The sequence below is a fragment of the Pseudomonas sp. FW305-20 genome (assembly GCF_058788075.1).
Genome location: NZ_JBYTAJ010000010.1, coordinates 109,089 through 125,392 on the forward strand (window position 1 = coordinate 109,089; position 16,304 = coordinate 125,392).

General features: G+C 59.6%; 15 protein-coding genes. 6 read left to right on the forward strand and 9 right to left on the reverse strand.

Annotation, left to right across the window (positions count from 1 at the left end):
- The first annotated feature begins 35 nt into the window (after window positions 1-35).
- Both AC3WP4_RS11410 and AC3WP4_RS11415 read left to right on the forward strand, forming a co-directional pair.
- A complete protein-coding gene (locus AC3WP4_RS11410) occupies window positions 36-1,832 on the forward strand; it encodes an acyl-CoA dehydrogenase C-terminal domain-containing protein (RefSeq protein ID WP_102614880.1) in 1,797 nt (598 codons plus the stop codon).
- A 187-nt stretch (window positions 1,833-2,019) separates the two neighbouring features.
- Window positions 2,020-3,798, forward strand: coding sequence for an acyl-CoA dehydrogenase C-terminal domain-containing protein (locus AC3WP4_RS11415; RefSeq protein ID WP_102614879.1), 1,779 nt, complete (start codon window positions 2,020-2,022; stop codon window positions 3,796-3,798).
- 227 nt (window positions 3,799-4,025) lie between these two features.
- On the opposite strand, the gene AC3WP4_RS11420 is transcribed toward AC3WP4_RS11415, so the two are convergent.
- Window positions 4,026-4,955, reverse strand: a complete 930-nt coding sequence (locus AC3WP4_RS11420) for a LysR family transcriptional regulator (RefSeq protein ID WP_074871434.1) — start codon at window positions 4,953-4,955, stop codon at window positions 4,026-4,028.
- A 169-nt stretch (window positions 4,956-5,124) separates the two neighbouring features.
- On the opposite strand from AC3WP4_RS11420, the gene AC3WP4_RS11425 reads away from it, so the two are divergent.
- From AC3WP4_RS11425 to AC3WP4_RS11440, 4 genes are all read left to right on the forward strand, one after another.
- Window positions 5,125-6,408, forward strand: coding sequence for an aspartate aminotransferase family protein (locus tag AC3WP4_RS11425; RefSeq protein ID WP_102614878.1), 1,284 nt, complete (start codon window positions 5,125-5,127; stop codon window positions 6,406-6,408).
- Between the two features lie 251 nt (window positions 6,409-6,659).
- Window positions 6,660-7,016 (forward strand): type II toxin-antitoxin system RelE/ParE family toxin, encoded by a 357-nt coding sequence (locus AC3WP4_RS11430; protein WP_102614877.1) that lies wholly within the window; start codon window positions 6,660-6,662, stop codon window positions 7,014-7,016.
- Window positions 7,009-7,329: a helix-turn-helix domain-containing protein gene (locus tag AC3WP4_RS11435; RefSeq protein WP_102614876.1), complete on the forward strand. Its 321-nt coding sequence runs from the start codon at window positions 7,009-7,011 to the stop codon at window positions 7,327-7,329. The genes AC3WP4_RS11430 and AC3WP4_RS11435 overlap by 8 nt, the downstream gene beginning before the upstream one ends.
- Window positions 7,330-7,412: 83 nt before the next feature.
- Window positions 7,413-7,571, forward strand: coding sequence for a YqaE/Pmp3 family membrane protein (locus tag AC3WP4_RS11440; protein WP_007904205.1), 159 nt, complete (start codon window positions 7,413-7,415; stop codon window positions 7,569-7,571).
- A 148-nt stretch (window positions 7,572-7,719) separates the two neighbouring features.
- On the opposite strand, the gene AC3WP4_RS11445 is transcribed toward AC3WP4_RS11440, so the two are convergent.
- From AC3WP4_RS11445 to AC3WP4_RS11480, 8 genes are all read right to left on the reverse strand, one after another.
- Entirely contained in the window at window positions 7,720-9,546 is a 1,827-nt protein-coding gene (locus AC3WP4_RS11445) for a S9 family peptidase (RefSeq protein ID WP_102614875.1), read from the reverse strand.
- Window positions 9,512-10,687: a pyrroloquinoline quinone biosynthesis protein PqqE gene (gene pqqE, locus AC3WP4_RS11450; protein WP_076029523.1), complete on the reverse strand. Its 1,176-nt coding sequence runs from the start codon at window positions 10,685-10,687 to the stop codon at window positions 9,512-9,514. The genes AC3WP4_RS11445 and pqqE overlap by 35 nt, the downstream gene beginning before the upstream one ends.
- Window positions 10,659-10,934: a pyrroloquinoline quinone biosynthesis peptide chaperone PqqD gene (gene pqqD / locus AC3WP4_RS11455; protein ID WP_008024193.1), complete on the reverse strand. Its 276-nt coding sequence runs from the start codon at window positions 10,932-10,934 to the stop codon at window positions 10,659-10,661. The genes pqqE and pqqD overlap by 29 nt, the downstream gene beginning before the upstream one ends.
- Window positions 10,931-11,683, reverse strand: a complete 753-nt coding sequence (gene pqqC, locus AC3WP4_RS11460; protein ID WP_074871423.1) for a pyrroloquinoline-quinone synthase PqqC — start codon at window positions 11,681-11,683, stop codon at window positions 10,931-10,933. Before pqqC ends, pqqD begins: the two co-directional genes overlap by 4 nt.
- 126 nt (window positions 11,684-11,809) lie before the next feature.
- Entirely contained in the window at window positions 11,810-12,721 is a 912-nt protein-coding gene (gene pqqB / locus AC3WP4_RS11465) for a pyrroloquinoline quinone biosynthesis protein PqqB (RefSeq protein WP_102614874.1), read from the reverse strand.
- 76 nt (window positions 12,722-12,797) lie between these two features.
- Window positions 12,798-12,872 (reverse strand): pyrroloquinoline quinone precursor peptide PqqA, encoded by a 75-nt coding sequence (gene pqqA / locus AC3WP4_RS11470; protein WP_009045898.1) that lies wholly within the window; start codon window positions 12,870-12,872, stop codon window positions 12,798-12,800.
- 155 nt (window positions 12,873-13,027) lie between these two features.
- The gene (pqqF, locus tag AC3WP4_RS11475; protein ID WP_102614873.1) at window positions 13,028-15,460 is read right to left on the reverse strand and encodes a pyrroloquinoline quinone biosynthesis protein PqqF; all 2,433 of its coding nucleotides are present in this window, start codon (window positions 15,458-15,460) and stop codon (window positions 13,028-13,030) included.
- A 48-nt stretch (window positions 15,461-15,508) separates the two neighbouring features.
- Entirely contained in the window at window positions 15,509-16,303 is a 795-nt protein-coding gene (locus AC3WP4_RS11480) for a carbon-nitrogen hydrolase family protein (RefSeq protein WP_102614872.1), read from the reverse strand.
- Window position 16,304: the final 1 nt, after the last annotated feature.

The window sequence follows — 16,304 nt, forward strand, 5'->3', positions numbered from 1 at the left end:
GTAGGTTTGGGGAATCTGCTGCCGGAGAAATGACCATGCCTGAGTACAAAGCTCCCCTGCGCGACATGCGCTTTCTGATCGACCACGTCTTCGATTTTCACAGCAACTACGCCGCGCTGGGTGCCACTGATGCCAGCCCGGACATGGTCAATGCGATCCTCGAAGAAGGTGCAAAATTCTGTGAGAACGTTCTTGCACCGCTGAACCGCAGCGGCGACGAAGAAGGCTGCCATTTCGACAATGGCGTGGTGACTACGCCTACAGGCTTCAAGCAAGCCTTCGCACAATATGTGGAAGGCGGCTGGCACGGTCTGGCGGCTGATCCGGTTTACGGTGGCCAGGGGTTGCCGAGTTCGCTGGGGCTGGTCATTAGCGAAATGGTCGGTTCCAGCAACACCTCCTGGGGCATGTACCCCGGTCTGACCCACGGCGCGATGTCGGCAATCCACGCCCACGGCACCGAGGAACAGAAACAGACTTACCTGAGCAAGCTCACGGCCGGCCAATGGACCGGCACCATGTGCCTGACCGAAGCCCATTGCGGCACCGACCTGGGCATCATCAAAACCCGCGCCGTACCTGCGGCCGACGGCAGCTATGCGATTTCCGGCAGCAAGATCTTCATCTCCGCCGGCGAGCACGACATGAGTGAAAACATCATTCACCTGGTGCTGGCGAAACTGCCGGACGCCCCGGCCGGGACCAAGGGCATTTCCCTGTTCATCGTTCCTAAATTCCTACCCAACGACGAAGGTCAGGCGGGAGAGCGCAACGGTGTTTCCTGCGGCTCGATCGAACACAAAATGGGCATCAAGGCCTCGGCTACCTGCGTGCTGAACTTCGACGACGCCAAGGGCTTCTTGATCGGTGAGCCGAACAAGGGCCTGAACTGCATGTTCACCATGATGAACCATGCTCGGCTGGGCACCGGCATGCAGGGTTTGTGTCTGGGGGAGGCAAGCTTTCAAGGCGCGATCAAGTACGCCAATGATCGCTTGCAGATGCGCGCGCTGACCGGCCCGAAAGCGCCGGAAAAAGCCGCCGATCCGATCATCGTTCATCCTGATGTGCGCAGGATGTTACTGACCATGAAGGCCTTCAACGAAGGCAACCGGGCGCTGACTTATTTCACCGCGCAATTGCTCGACGTGGCGCACCTGAGCGCGGATGAAACGGCGCGTCAGGAGGCCGAAGACCTGCTGGCATTCCTCACGCCGATCTGCAAAGCCTTCATGACCGATACCGGGCTGGAAGTGACCAACCACGGCATGCAGGTGTTCGGTGGTCACGGTTTCATCCGCGAATGGGGCATGGAGCAGTTGGTACGCGACTGCCGGATTGCACCAATCTACGAAGGCACCAACGGCATTCAGGCGCTGGACTTGCTGGGCAGAAAAGTCCTCGGCAGCCAGGGGAAACTGCTGCGCGGGTTCACCAGAATCGTCCACAAGTTCTGTGCGGTAAACGCCGGACACCCGCAACTCGCCAGCTACGTGGCGCAGCTCGACGACCTGAATCAGCAGTGGGGAGAGGTGACCACCAAAGTCGGCATGGCGGCGATGAAAAATCCGGATGAAGTCGGCGCGGCGTCGGTGGATTACCTGATGTACAGCGGTTACATCATCCTCGGCTATCTGTGGCTGCGCATGGCGCTGGTCGCTCAGGCGCAGCTGGATTCGGGCAGCGGCGATGCCGATTACTGCCAGGCAAAACTGGCGACCAGCGAGTTTTACTTCAAGCGTTTGCTGCCACGCACGGCGGCTCACCGGGCGGCCATCGAGGCAGGCAGCGATTGTCTGATGAAGCTGCCAGCGGAGTTATTCGCACTATAGTGTTTCAAACAGACGTAAAAGAGCCCGCCTAGTTGCGGGCTTCTTTAATGGTTCGCTTTTCAGTGACTAAAAATAACAAAACGGTCATGTGCTGACCCTATGTGTCGTAAAAGTTGTTGGGTTACACTCAAACCCAACGAAAGCACCACTCCTACGAATCACCTGTTTAGATCTTGCGAGGTTTGCCATGGCTGACTACAAAGCGCCCCTGCGCGATATGCGCTTCGTCCTCAATGAAGTTTTCGAGGTCGCCAAACTCTGGGCCGAGCTGCCTGCGCTGGCCGAGACTGTCGATGCTGAAACGGTCGAAGCCATTCTTGAAGAAGCCGGCAAGGTCACCAGCAAAAGCATCGCGCCCCTGAGCCGTGCGGCTGACGAAGAAGGTTGCCATTGGGCGGACGGTGCCGTCACCACGCCGGCAGGTTTCCCACAGGCTTATCAGACTTACGCTGAAGGCGGTTGGGTCGGTGTCGGCGGCGATCCGACCTACGGCGGCATGGGCATGCCCAAGGCCGTTTCGGCGCAAGTCGAAGAAATGGTCAACTCCGCCAGCCTGTCGTTCGGCCTGTACCCGATGCTGACCGCGGGCGCCTGCCTGTCGATCAACGCCCACGCCAGCGAAGAATTGAAAGCCGCGTACCTGCCGAACATGTACGCCGGGGTCTGGGCCGGTTCCATGTGCCTGACCGAGCCACACGCCGGTACGGACCTGGGCATCATCCGCACCAAAGCCGAGCCTCAGGCCGACGGGTCCTACAAAGTCAGCGGCACCAAAATCTTCATCACCGGCGGTGAGCACGACCTGACCGAAAACATCATTCACCTGGTATTGGCCAAACTGCCGGACGCACCGGTGGGGCCGAAAGGCATTTCGCTGTTCCTGGTGCCGAAGTTCATGGTCAATGCCGATGGCACCCTGGGCGCGCGCAACCCGGCGACCTGCGGTTCGATCGAACACAAGATGGGCATCCAGGCCTCTGCGACCTGCGTGATGAACTTCGATGAGGCCGTGGGTTATCTGGTCGGCGAGCCAAACAAAGGTCTGGCCGCGATGTTCACCATGATGAACTACGAGCGTCTGGGCGTCGGTATCCAGGGCCTGGCCTCTGGTGAGCGCTCCTACCAGAACGCCGTCGAATACGCCCGCGACCGCCTGCAAAGCCGTTCGCCGACCGGTGCGCAGAACAAGGACAAGGTCGCTGACCCGATCATCGTCCACCCGGACGTGCGTCGCATGTTGCTGACCATGAAAGCCTCGAACGAAGGCGGTCGTGCCTTTTCGACTTACGTGGCCATGCAACTGGATACCGCCAAGTTCAGCGAAGACGCCATCACCCGCAAACGCGCGGAAGATTTGGTGGCCTTGCTGACCCCGGTAGCCAAGGCGTTCCTGACCGACCTGGGTCTGGAAACCACCATTCACGGCCAGCAGGTTTTCGGCGGCCACGGTTACATCCGTGAGTGGGGCCAGGAGCAACTGGTGCGCGACGTGCGCATCACACAGATCTACGAAGGCACTAACGGCATTCAGGCGCTGGACCTGGTAGGCCGCAAGATCGTTGGCACCGGCGGCGCGTTCTACAATCTGTTTGCCGACGAGATCCGTCATTTCACTGCGACCGCCAGCGCTGACCTGGTGGAGTTCACCAAACCGCTGAACGATGCGGTGACTACCCTCGATGAACTGACGGCCTGGTTGCTGGATCGGGCGAAAAACAACCCGAACGAAATCGGCGCTGCCTCGGTCGAGTACCTGCAAGCATTTGGTTACGTGGCGTATGCGTACATGTGGGCACTGATGGCCAAGGCCGCTTTTGGCAAAGAAGCGCAGGACGATTTCTACGCGAGCAAGATGGGCACGGCGCGCTTCTATTTCGCACGTCTGCTGCCGCGTATTCACTCGTTGAGCGCGTCGGTGAAGGCTGGCAGCGAATCACTATTTCTGCTGGACGCAGGGCAGTTCTGACAATGTAACGTCATGTAAGCATTCTCTTACATGACGTGCTGCTTTTCTCCCATAGATGCAGATTGGATCCACGGCTAATCTACTTCACATGGACGTCGCGCAGGAAGCGCAAAGCAACAACACGGACACGTAGGATTCTGCCAGGACGGCGGAGTGAAATGGATGTCAGGGAAACAGTCTGCAAAGCCCCGCTTCGGCGGGGTTTTCTTTTGCCTGCAGAAAAGTGCTCAGCTCATCTCATCCAGTGTTGCCGGGCTGATCAAGCGCCCCTCCGAGCCATTCATCACTTCTTCCAGCAACGTACGCAACAAGGTCAGCGAGGCCTGTTGCCGCTGCACATCCCGACACACCAAGCCAACTTTCAGCGGCACCCGCGGCTCGCTCAGTGGTTTCCACAACAGCTCCTTGTTGCCGTGTGCCTGTTGTGAGCGTCCGGGCAGCACCGTCGCCAGTCGTGTGTGCGGCAAACTGTCGAGAATCCCCGCCATGTTGTTCAGTTCTGCCTGTACTTGCGGGCGTCGTCCCAGATTGGCCAATTGGGCTTGCCAGATCTGCCGCACTTGAAACTCTTCACCCAGCAGCAACATCGGCAATTCGGCAGCCTGACTCATCGAGACTTTCTTGAATTCGCGCAACGGGTGATCCGCCGGGATCACCAGGGTCAGCTCGTCTTCGTACAGCATCACGCCGTGCAGCCCCGGCTGACGAGGCGGCAGATAGCTGATGCCGATGTCCAGCGAGCCGTTGAGCAAGCGTCGCTCGACTTCCAGCCCCGTCAATTCATAGATTTGCACCACCAAATGCGGCTGCGCCTTGCGCACGCGTTCGAGCATCTGCGGTACCAGGCTGCTATGGACGGTCTGCAATACACCGATGGCGAGTGTGCGCAGCGCCTGGCCCTTGAAGTTGCCCAAGGCTTCACGTGCCCGCTGCAATCCATCCAGCAAAGGCAGGGCATGGTTGTACAACGTATGGGCAGCCAGGGTGGGCAGCAGGCGTTTGCTGCTGCGTTCGAACAAGCTCACATCGAGGTTTTGCTCGAGGTGGCGGATCTGCTGGGACAGTGCCGGTTGGGAGATTGAAAGCCGCTCGGCAGCCCGGCCCACATGACCTTCTTCGTAGACCGCGACGAAATAACGCAGTTGCTTGAAATCCATAAGGTGTGCTTATCGAAAATGCTGGGAAATCGAAATGGCTCAAGGCCTCGCGTAAGCCTAGTCTAACCGCATTCACAAGGCTTACAGGGCCACAGAGCGCGATGAATACCGTTTGCTTCGATGGTGTTTACATAGGCACGGCAAAAAACCTCGCACGAGGTTCGATCAGATGAATTTGTTCAGCTTGCGGCGCAATCCCCCGAGTCTTGATGACTTGGCCGTGGACGCCTCCTTGCCGTCCAAAGACGACAATCTTTCCAGCGAGTGCCTGATGCCCAGTGTCGAGCGACCGAAACAGATATTCGTGCGCGGCCAGGGCTCATGGTTGTGGGACAGCGATGACCGCGCGTATCTGGATTTCTCACAGGGTGGCGGGGCCAATAGCCTCGGACACAGCCCTTCGGTACTGGTCAACGCCATAGCGGCGCAGGCTCAGTCGCTGATCAACCCCGGCTTCGGCCTGCATAACCGCGGCATGCTCAATCTTGCTGAGCGACTGTGCTCCAGCACCGGCAGTGATCAGGCGTACCTGCTCAACAGTGGCAGCGAAGCCTGTGAAGCGGCGATCAAACTGGCGCGCAAATGGGGCCAGCGGCATCGCGGCGGGGCTTCGCGGATCATCGTTGCCAGCAACGGCTGCCATGGTCGTAGTCTGGGGACGCTGTCGGCGTCGGACAGTTCAAATCTGCCTAATCGATTCGAGCCGCTGCTTCCGGGCTTCAGTCACGTGCCGTTCAATGATCTTGCGGCCTTGCATGCAGCCGTCGATGCCCGGACCGTGGCGGTCATGCTCGAACCGATCCAGAGCGAAGCCGGGGTGATACCGGCCACCGAGCATTACCTCAAAGGCGTCGAGCGCCTGTGCCGTGAGCTGGGCATTCTGCTGATCTTCGACGAAGTGCAAACCGGCATCGGTCGTTGCGGCACTTTACTCGCCGAACAATCCTACGGCGTGCGGGCAGATATCGTCGTTCTCGGCAAAGGGCTGGGCGGCGGCGTGCCATTGGCAGCGTTGTTGGCGCGAGGCAAAGCCTGCTGTTTCGACATCGGCGAAGTGACAGGCACTCATCATGGCAATGCACTGATGACGGCGGCCGGTCTTGCCGTCCTCGACAGCGTGCAGGACAAAGGGTTTCTCGAGCATGTCGGGGAAATCGGCCAGCACCTGAGTGAAGGTCTGCAGCGTTTATCCCGTCGCTATGGTCACGGCGAGTTACGCGGGCAAGGGCTTCTCTGGGGTCTTGCCTTGTCCGACGAATCGGCTGACGCCGTCGTCAAGGCGGCGTTGTACGAAGGCCTGCTGCTCAACGCTCCGCAGCCCGATTGCTTGCGCTTTACCCCAGCCCTGACCGTCAGCAAAGCCAACATCGACGAAATGCTCCTGCGTCTGGCCCGCGCCTTCTCCCGCGTGCGCACTGCGCAACTGCAATGCCGCAAAGGGATTGCCGTCTGATCAGACCTTTCCTACACGAATTCCCGAACCGTCTCGCGGTATAACGCATCGCCCCATGCCTGATTCTTTTGGTGTGGGGCGTTTTTTTGTCTCTGCGTTTTGCCAAATGCCATTCAGTGCTTGAGCGGTCGCGGGAACAAAGGCTTTTTAGAGCGTATCGGCAAGGAGTGTCGGTGCCAGCGAAACAATATTGTTGTGGAACTGGCTTTGAGTTCTATACCACTGGGTGGTATGTTTTGGAAGGGAAGCCGATGTCACCAAGGTTATTCAAAACGAAACGTTTTTCGATGCAAGTTGGGAAGGCCTGGATCGATGATGACGAGCTTCGTGAAGCATTCACCGAAATGCTCAACGGCCAGGGGGACAATCTCGGCGGTGGGGTCTGGAAAAAACGGTTGAATGCCAATCGTCATCGGTCGATTGTTTTGGCCAAAGGTGGCCATTACTGGATCTATCAGTTTCTGTATGCCAAGAAAGACCAGAGCAATATCAGTCCGAGGCAGTTGGCCGACTTGCGCGAGTTAGCCAAGACGTATGGAGGGCTGACCGAGATGGAAATCCAGCGCTTGCTGGATATGAAGGAGTTTGTGGAGATACCTCATGAGTAAAAAATTCAAAAGTGAAATTTCGGAATCGATACACGAGTCAGCCAGTGCCTTGTTTGCCATCGGTGCAATCAGCAAAGCAACCATGCGCAAATTCGATGAGTCATGTCTTGCAACAGTTCCAGATGCGATCCCCGCTGAGCAGATCAAAGCGTTACGCGAACGCAACAACGTAAGCCAGCCAGTATTCGCGCGTTATCTGAACACCAGTGCCTCGACGGTTAAACAATGGGAAGCGGGAGACAAGCACCCCAGCGGCATGGCGCTGAAGTTGCTGAGCATCGTGCAGAAACATGGACTTGAGATACTGGCCTGAAGAACCGCACTGAACCCTGACGAACGGCAAAGGTCGATTAGCTGTAGGCTTACGCGAGCCAACTTTAATCAGGAGCTGACCCCATGGACTTTATTCGCATCATCATCGCCATTCTGCTGCCGCCACTGGGTGTGTTTCTGCAAGTCGGTTTCGCCGGGGCGTTCTGGCTGAATATTCTGCTGACGCTGTGCGGTTACATCCCCGGGATCGTGCATGCGGTGTACATCATCGCCAAGCGCTGAGTTTCGCGGCGCCCGTTAGATCGCTTTCGCGAGCAAGCCCGCTCCCACAATGGATCTGTGGTGTACAGAAATCCCTGTGGGAGCGGCGGTGCGACGATTCGACTTGCTCGCGAAGGGGGCACCGCAATTTCCGCACTCCGTGCAATCTTCAGTCCGCCAACGCCATCACCCGCCGATAAAACAACCACTCCTGCTCCAGCGCATGGGCCTGATTGCCGGCCTTGCGAAAGCCATGGCGTTCGTCGTCGTAGTAGTGCGCTTCAACCAGAATGCCTTTGTCCTGCAACGCCGTGACCATGTCGCGGGTCTGTTGCGGCACCACCACGGCGTCCAGTTCACCCTGAAAGAAAATAACCGGAACACTGATGTTGCCCGCGTGCAGCAACGGCGTTCGAGCAGCGTAGCGTTCGGCATCCTGCACCGGGTCGCCGATCAGCCAATCCAGATAGTCGCCTTCGAACTTGTGAGTCGTCCGGCCCAGCGCCACAGGATCACTGACGCCATACAGGCTGGCGCCGGCGCGGAAGACTGTGTGAAAGGCCAGGGCACACAGCGTGGTGTAGCCGCCGGCACTGCCACCGCGAATAAATGCCTTGTTGCCGTCGATCAGCCCGCGTTCGGCAAGTTGAGTGACGACTGCGCAGGCATCCTCCACGTCCACTTCGCCCCAGCTCAAATGCAGCGCTTGTCGATAAGCCCGACCATAGCCACTGCTGCCCCGGTAGTTGAGGTCGGCCACGGCGAAGCCGCGTTGCGCCCAGTACTGAATCCGCGGATCGAGCATCGGGTAGCAGGCCGACGTCGGGCCGCCGTGGATGAACACCACCAGAGGTGGCTTCGCATCACCGGTCATCGCGGGATAGAAGAAGCCGTGGGCCTCGCCCGAACCGCTCGGGTAGCGCAGAGTTTGCGGCACGCTGATCTGCTCGGCGGGCAACGGTGCAATTCCGCCCGCCAGTGTTTTGACCTGGCGGGTCTTGAGGTCGATGGCAATGACTGCCGACGAACTGACTGGCGAAGCGGCGATGCAGTAAATGAACTGCTCATCCAGTGCGAGTGAGCGGAAGCGACTGTAGTCGCCGGTGAAATCCTCACCGGCATTACCACAAAGCCCCAGTTTGCCAAAGCCGTCCTCAGTCCAGCTCGCCAGATAGCGGCCTTCGCTTAGCGGCAACCAGGTGCAGCCACCCAACTGCCACGGCGCTGGCCCATGATCCGCAGGGGCACTCGGCAGCGGGCTCAGACCGTCTGCCGATTCCACCCAAGGCTGCCAGTAGCCGGCGCGATCAGTCAGGCAAAACAGGCGGCCGTTTGCATCGAACCTCGGTTGTTGCAGCGATTCCTCCGCGTCTTCGCCCGCCACGCAACGCGGCAGAGCAAAGCGGCCATCGTCCTGGCGTTCGGCAACCATCAGGCGAGTCGCGGTCCATGGCTGGTCCGGGCGGCTCCACTCGATCCATGCCAGTCGTTGCGCGTCGGGACTCAACGTCGGCGCGGCATAGAAATCGGCGCCTTCGGCCAGCAGATGACGTGCGCCGTCAGCCACATCGATAGCCACCAGACGATGCCGGTCGCGGTTTTCTTCAACCGCCAATACCTGCCCGTCAGCGAACTGCAGATCGCCATATCGGCACTCGCCTGAGCTCAGTAATTCGGGTGTCTCACCGGTCAGCGACTGTCGATACAGCTGTTGGTCCGCCTCGTTGACGAACACGATCCCGTCATCGGTCAGACAGAACGCGCCGCCGCCGTATTCGTACACGCGACTGCGTACACTGAAACCCGCTGGTGTCAGGCAATTCGCCTGGCCGTCACGCCAATGCCAGATCCGGCAGGCGGCGTCCTCGGGCCGGTACTCGTTCCAGAACAAGCCATGCGGGCCGACCTGCAACTCGGCGAAGTCGATGCCGGCCGCAACAGCCTTGGCAGCGCTGAAGGGCTCAGCTTTTAGCGATGAGTCGTGAATTTCGTTCATTACGAAAGGCCAGTTGTTCAATGGTCTGGGTCGCGTGCTCGGCTTCTTCGCGAGCCTTGAGGATCACGCCGTGATGGTCCGACTTGCTGCACACCGGGTCGGCGTTGCTCGCGTCCCCCGTGAGCATGAAGGCCTGGCAGCGACAGCCGCCGAAGTCTTTTTCTTTCTCGTCGCAGGAACGGCACGGCTCGGGCATCCAGTCGTAACCGCGAAAGCGATTGAAGCCGAACGAGTCGTACCAGATGTGCTGCATGCTGTGGTCGCGCACGTTAGGAAATTGCACCGGCATCTGTCGGGCGCCATGACAGGGCAAGGCGGTTCCGTCCGGTGTGACCGTCAGAAAAATACTGCCCCAGCCATTCATGCAGGCTTTCGGGCGTTCTTCGTAATAGTCAGGCGTGACGAAAATCAATTTGCACGGATGCCCTTCGGCTTCGAGTTTGGCGCGGTATTCGTTGGTGATGCGTTCGGCGCGGACCAGTTGTTCCTTGGTCGGCAACAGACCGACCCGGTTGAGCTGCGCCCAGCCGTAGAACTGGCACGTGGCGAGTTCCACAAAGTCCGCCTCAAGGGCGATGCACAGCTCGATGATCCGGTCGATCTTGTCGATGTTGTGCCGATGGGTCACGAAGTTCAGCACCATCGGATAACCGTGGGCTTTCACCGCGCGAGCCATTTCCAGCTTCTGGGCGAAGGCCTTTTTCGAGCCCGCCAGCAAGTTATTCACCTGCTCGTCGCTGGCCTGAAAGCTGATCTGAATATGGTCCAGGCCGGCCTTTTTGAAGTCGCTGATTTTCTGCTCGGTCAGGCCGATGCCGGAGGTGATCAGGTTGGTGTAGAACCCCAGCTTGCGCGCCTCGACAATCAGCTCGGCGAGGTCCTGACGCACCAGCGGTTCACCGCCGGAAAAGCCCAACTGCGCCGCGCCCATCTCCCGCGCTTCGCGGAACACCTTGATCCACTGTTCGGTGCTCAGTTCCTTGCCTTGCTCGGCGAAATCCAGCGGATTGGAACAGTACGGGCATTGCAGCGGGCAGCGATAGGTCAGCTCGGCCAACAGCCACAGCGGCAGGCCGATTTCCGGTTTGGGCGGTAACTTGTCTGACGCGGATTCAGGCAAGTTCGATCCAGTGCTGAGCACGGGCAACCTCCATGAATTGTTCGATGTCGTCACCGAGCTCGGGCACGCCGGGGAACTGCGCGTCCAGTTCGGCGATGATTGCCGCGACGTCTCGCTCGCCGTCGATCAAACCGCCGATCAGCGCGGCGCTTTCATTGAGTTTGATCATGCCTTCCGGGTAAAGCAGCACATGACCTTTCTGCGCCGGTTCGTACTGGAAGCGGTAGCCGGGACGCCAGGTCGGGGTCTTGCTGCGATCGAAACTCATAAGGTGATTCCTTTATGCCAGACCCGTTGCTCGGTCACGCTGTGATATGGCGGGCGTTTCAGTTCGTAGGCCATGCTCATGGCATCGAGCATGCTCCAAAGAATGTCCAGTTTGAACTGGAGAATTTCCAGCATGCGCTCTTGGCCGGCCCGCGTCGTGTAGTGCTGCAAAGTGATCGCCAAGCCGTGTTCCACGTCGCGGCGCGCCTGACCCAGGCGGGTGCGGAAATACTCGTAGCCAGCCGGGTCAATCCACGGGTAATGCTGCGGCCAGCTGTCCAGGCGCGACTGGTGGATTTGTGGCGCAAACAGTTCAGTCAGCGAGCTGCTGGCGGCTTCCTGCCAACTGGCCCGGCGGGCGAAGTTGACGTAGGCGTCGACGGCAAAACGTACACCGGGCAGTACCAATTCCTGCGAGCGTAGCTGATCGGGGTCGAGGCCGACGGCCTGGCCCAGGCGCAGCCAGGCTTCGATGCCGCCGTCTTCGCCGGGGGCGCCGTCATGGTCGAGCAAACGCTGAATCCACTCACGACGAATCTCGCGGTCCGGGCAGTTGGCGAGGATCGCGGCGTCCTTGAGCGGGATGTTCACTTGGTAATAGAAACGGTTGGCGACCCAGCCCTGGATCTGCTCGCGCGTTGCCCGGCCTTCGTACATCGCCACGTGGTACGGGTGATGGATGTGGTAGTAAGCGCCCTTGGCGCGCAGGGCCGCTTCGAACTCGGCGGGGGACAGTGCGGTGTCAGTCATTTCGGTTCTCCGGGGACGACCGGTGGATTCTTTGGTGTCTGGTCGGACGCCTTCGCGGGCAAGCCCGCTCCCACAGGGTGACGCGATCCACTGTGGGAGCGGGCTTGCCTGCGAAGAGGCCATCCACTACAGCACAATACTCATGCCGTCATAAGCCACTTCAACCTCACGTCGAACCAGTTCCGCCCGCTCCGGCGAATCCTCATCAAGAATGGGGTTGGTGTTGTTGATGTGGATAAGCACTTTGCGCTGGTTAGGCAGCTGTTCCAGCACTTCCAGCATGCCACCGGGGCCGTTCTGCGCCAGGTGGCCCATTTCCCGGCCGGTGCGGGTACCGACACCACGGCGCTGCATTTCGTCGTCATCCCACATCGTGCCATCCACCAGCAGGCAATCGCTGCCGGCCATGATTTCCAGCAGCGGTGCGTCGACCTTGCCCAAGCCCGGCGCGTAGAACAGTTTGCCGCCGGTGTTGAGGTCTTCAACGATCAGGCCGATGTTGTCGCCGGGGTGCGGGTCGAAGCGGTGCGGCGAGTACGGCGGCGCGGCGCTGCGCAGCGGCAACGGGGTGAAGCGCAGGCTGGGGCAGGCCGGGATGGTGAAACTGCGGTCGAGCTCGATCGGGTTCCAAGTCAGCCCGCCGTTCCAGTGGGTCAGCATGGTGAACAGTGGAAAACCGGTGCTCAGGTCTTCGTGGACCATGTCGGTGCACCAGACTTCGTGCGGGCAACCTTCGCGCAGGCTGAGCAGGCCAGTGGTGTGGTCGATCTGGCTGTCCATCAGGATGATCGCGTTGATGCCGGTATCGCGCAGGGCGCGGCCCGGTTGCATCGGGGCAAAGCTCTGGAGCTGGGCGCGGATGTCCGGCGAGGCGTTGCACAACACCCAGTTCACGCCGTTATCGGAAATGGCGATGGACGACTGGGTCCGCGCCTTGGCGTTCAGGCTGCCATCGCGAAAACCGGCGCAGTTCACGCAGTTGCAGTTCCACTGAGGGAAACCACCGCCGGCGGCGGAACCTAGAATCTGGACAAACATGGCCGCTCCATCATTTTGAAAACTGAAAATAAAAACGCCTCGGCGAGCCGAGGCGTTGCACTGCGCTACAAAAAGATTAGCGGCTTGCGAAGTACATGGTGACTTCAAAGCCGATACGCAGGTCGGTGTAAGCAGGTTTGGACCAGGACATAAAAGCGCTCCTTCGGGTGATGGGACAGTTGAGATCTATACATATAGTCCACCTCCAGCCGGAGATGTTCAGATAGTTAGGTGGCTATGTTACTCAAAATTACAGGGCGATTGGCCGCGAATCTTTGAGAAAGCTAATTGCAGCCTCGGTAATGATCATTTTGCCGCTTGCCAAGGTGCAGCCGGGCACGGCCCGCTGGACAGACAGCGCCAACCGCCTTCAGCCTGATTCAGTCGTTGTGCTGCGGCCAGTAACGTTTCGCGGTCGATCATCAGAATCGTCTGAGGTAGAAGCTCCAGATAATCCGACGAGTGGCCGGCCAGTTTGCCCTGCCAGAGCAGTTCGGCGGCCTGCGCATTGGGCAACGCTGCGCGATCGAATTGATCGGCCAGTGCCTGGCGCTGGTCGAGGAAGGTTTCGTCATCGATGGCTTCGATCATCCCCGCCAAACCGCTCAGGAAGTGTTCGATGTGTTCCAGCAGATCCAGAGGGGCAACGCTGGGTGATTGCACGCCGAACAGCAGCCCGGTCTGCCCATGGATCTGCCGCAGGGCGCTGAACACCGCATAACCGAGCTGCAGGTCTACCCGCAGGCGTTGGTAAAACGGCGTCTGGTAGACGTGAGCCAGCAAGCGCCAGGCGGCTTCGTCAGCGATGTTTGCCGTTGCGGTCGGACAGAAGAGCAGCAGCGCATGTTCGCTGGAGCCGGTATCGACCGCGCTCCACAGATGCTGCGCGTTTATCGGCAAGGGCGGCTTCAGTTGATTGTCCGCAGTGCCGGGCACACGACTCAAGGCAAAGCCCATCGCTGCCTGTGTCTGGGCGGACAACCCGGTCGCCAGGCCATCCCAGCGTGCGCTCGACCAAAGCTGCATCAAATCGTCCGAGTCAGCGCTGCGCTCAAGGCAGTGATCAGGCAGCGCTTTAAGCAACTGTCGAATCGGCATCAACGCAATGCTCGGCGGCTCTTCTTGCGAGAAACCGGCATCGGCTGTTGTCAGTTCTTTCAGCGCGTGTTCTAGGACGCTTGGCATCGGCTCCTGTAGCCCGGTCATTTTCAGCAGCCATTCATTGCCCGATGCGTTGAAGGAAAAATCGACACCTGCCTGACGAGCGTCTTCACGCAATGGCTGAAGGCGCTTTTCCAGGTTTGCCTGGAGGCTGCTGCGAGGTGCCGAGTCCAGACGCCAGCGCAGGTAAACGGCACCTTCGGCACTGTTATCCGGCAACGCCTGACTGAACTGCATGGGCGAACGTTCACGGCGACCGCGCGAGCGATCCTGGGCAAAGGTCCGCAAGCCTCGGTGTTTGCTGGTCTGGCCGCGGATCAGTCCGGCACTTGGGGCCGCAGCCTCGGCGCGTAAAAACGGATTTTGGGTTGGCAGTTGCCATTGGCCGGTGAAGTTATTCACAGCGCCGATTTGTTTCAGGACGTCCTTGAGGGCAGCAACACCCGATTCGGATAACTCGGCTTCACGCTGTTCGCTGTCCAGTCGGGCCAGTTGCAGGGCGCCGCTGACTTGCTGCTGGCGCTGCAGCAGAGCGGCGTATTCTTCGCGCAACCCGGCCCAGGGTTGCTGTGAGGCAAAGAACCCAAGCCAATCCAGCAGCTGTTCGCGGATCCCGTCGGGCGTCGCGTTGGCCGGCAATGTGAATTCGACGTGCAACACAGCCTGGCTGGCGAACTGATACAACGGTGCAGCTTTCAGGCTGTCAGCCAGCCCGTGCTCGCGCAATTGCGCTAGCAGGCCACCGGGTTTCGCGGCGTTCAGCCAATGACACAGGAACGCCAGCGCCTCGGACGATGAATCGGGCAATGCTTCGAAGGCAAACAGCAGATCCAGTCGACGCGCTCCAGCCTGTTGATAACTTTTGTCCGAAGAATCCATCAGCGATGGAGGCGCCTGTTGTGGGACCTTTTCTCCTATGGGAATCGCAGTGCTAAAGCGCTGAGCCATCGCCCTCAATTCATCGAGACTCTGTGGCCCGGTCAGGCTCAAAGTCATCTGTCCGGTCTGATAAAACCGCTGATAGAAACCCTGCAAGGCTTGCTGGAACTCAGGTTGCGGCACCGGCAGGCTGTAGCGGTTACCGGCATGAAACGCCCGCAGTGGATGCGCTGCTGAAAGACCATCGAACAGCGCGAATTGCTGCTGAGCGGTCGTATCTCGAGACCAAGCGACAAATTCAGCATGCAGCACTTCCCGTTCCCGCCGCTGATCGTCCGGATTCATACGTGGATGAGCGAGCATGTCCGACAGGCGCTCCAGCCCTCCGCTAAACGACTGCGGCGGTAACTCGAAAAAGTAGTCCGTGGTGCGTTCACTGGTCCGCGCATTCACCTGACCACCATGGCCCTGGACGTAGGCCATCAGTGCCTGGCTCGCAGGAAAGCGCTCTGTACCGAGAAACAGCAGGTGTTCGAGGAAGTGCGCCAGCCCGGGCCATGCCAGCGGCACGTCATGGCTGCCCGCCGCGACGCGCAACGCTGCTGCACTGCGCTTCAAATCGGGAGCATGACGCAGCGTCACCCGCAGACCGTTGGCCAGGGTTTCTGTGTGAGGGCGAGGGTGATTCAGCGCAGGCATGAGCACTTCCAGAACAGAGAAGTGCCAATGCTAGCGGATAACGATGGATCAGCGCTTGTTAAGCTCGCTGTAAAGCTCGGGGCGACGATCGAGGAAGTAGCGATTGGCGGCGCGGGAATCGATCATCAGCTGACGATCCAGTTCACCGACAATCAGCGCTTCATCAAGTCCGGCCTGGGCAATGCGGCTGCCATCCGGCGCGGCGATGCTGCTCTGGCCGCAATACTGGATCTCGCCTTCGTGCCCGCAGTAGTTGGCGTAGGCCACATAACACTGGTTTTCGAAGGCCCGTGCGCGGACGGTGACGTCGGCAATGAAATCGTAGGGAATCATGTTCGCCGTCGGCACCAGAATCAGCTCGGCACCGGCCAAGGCCAGACGCCGGGCGTTTTCCGGGAACTCCAGGTCGTAGCAGATCAAAAAGCCAAGCTTCCAGCCATTGAGTTCAACCAGCGGAAACTCATCCGGCCCGGGGCTGAACATCGAGTGATCGAGGTCGCCGAACAAGTGAGTCTTGCGGTAGTTGCACAACCGCTCGCCATTGGCGCCGATCAACTGCACGGCGTTGTAGATCTGCCCGTCCTCGGTGCGCTCGGGATAACCATACAAAATGGCGATCCCGGCCGTCTTGGCGATGCGCGCGATTTGCTGCGCCGACTCACCGTTGTGCACCTCTGCCAGCACGTTGACGGCATCGAGGCCGATGTTGTAACCGGTCAAAAACATCTCCGGCAGCACCAGCAAGTCTGCGCCCTTGGCCTCCAGCGCCAATTGATGCAGACGTTGCAGGTTGCCTGCGACATCCAGGGGCAGCGGTGGACATTGGTAAAGGGCTACGCGCATT

Coding starts and splice junctions, on each gene's coding strand:
- pqqB (WP_102614874.1), bottom strand. CDS start 12,721: ATGTTTGTCCAGATTCTAGGTTCCGCCGCCGGCGGTGGTTTCCCTCAG.
- AC3WP4_RS11420 (WP_074871434.1), bottom strand. CDS start 4,955: ATGGATTTCAAGCAACTGCGTTATTTCGTCGCGGTCTACGAAGAAGGT.
- AC3WP4_RS11440 (WP_007904205.1), top strand. CDS start 7,413: ATGGACTTTATTCGCATCATCATCGCCATTCTGCTGCCGCCACTGGGT.
- pqqC (WP_074871423.1), bottom strand. CDS start 11,683: ATGACTGACACCGCACTGTCCCCCGCCGAGTTCGAAGCGGCCCTGCGC.
- AC3WP4_RS11425 (WP_102614878.1), top strand. CDS start 5,125: ATGAATTTGTTCAGCTTGCGGCGCAATCCCCCGAGTCTTGATGACTTG.
- AC3WP4_RS11435 (WP_102614876.1), top strand. CDS start 7,009: ATGAGTAAAAAATTCAAAAGTGAAATTTCGGAATCGATACACGAGTCA.
- pqqF (WP_102614873.1), bottom strand. CDS start 15,460: ATGCCTGCGCTGAATCACCCTCGCCCTCACACAGAAACCCTGGCCAAC.
- AC3WP4_RS11410 (WP_102614880.1), top strand. CDS start 36: ATGCCTGAGTACAAAGCTCCCCTGCGCGACATGCGCTTTCTGATCGAC.
- AC3WP4_RS11480 (WP_102614872.1), bottom strand. CDS start 16,303: ATGCGCGTAGCCCTTTACCAATGTCCACCGCTGCCCCTGGATGTCGCA.
- AC3WP4_RS11430 (WP_102614877.1), top strand. CDS start 6,660: ATGTCACCAAGGTTATTCAAAACGAAACGTTTTTCGATGCAAGTTGGG.
- pqqD (WP_008024193.1), bottom strand. CDS start 10,934: ATGAGTTTCGATCGCAGCAAGACCCCGACCTGGCGTCCCGGCTACCGC.
- AC3WP4_RS11445 (WP_102614875.1), bottom strand. CDS start 9,546: ATGAACGAAATTCACGACTCATCGCTAAAAGCTGAGCCCTTCAGCGCT.
- AC3WP4_RS11415 (WP_102614879.1), top strand. CDS start 2,020: ATGGCTGACTACAAAGCGCCCCTGCGCGATATGCGCTTCGTCCTCAAT.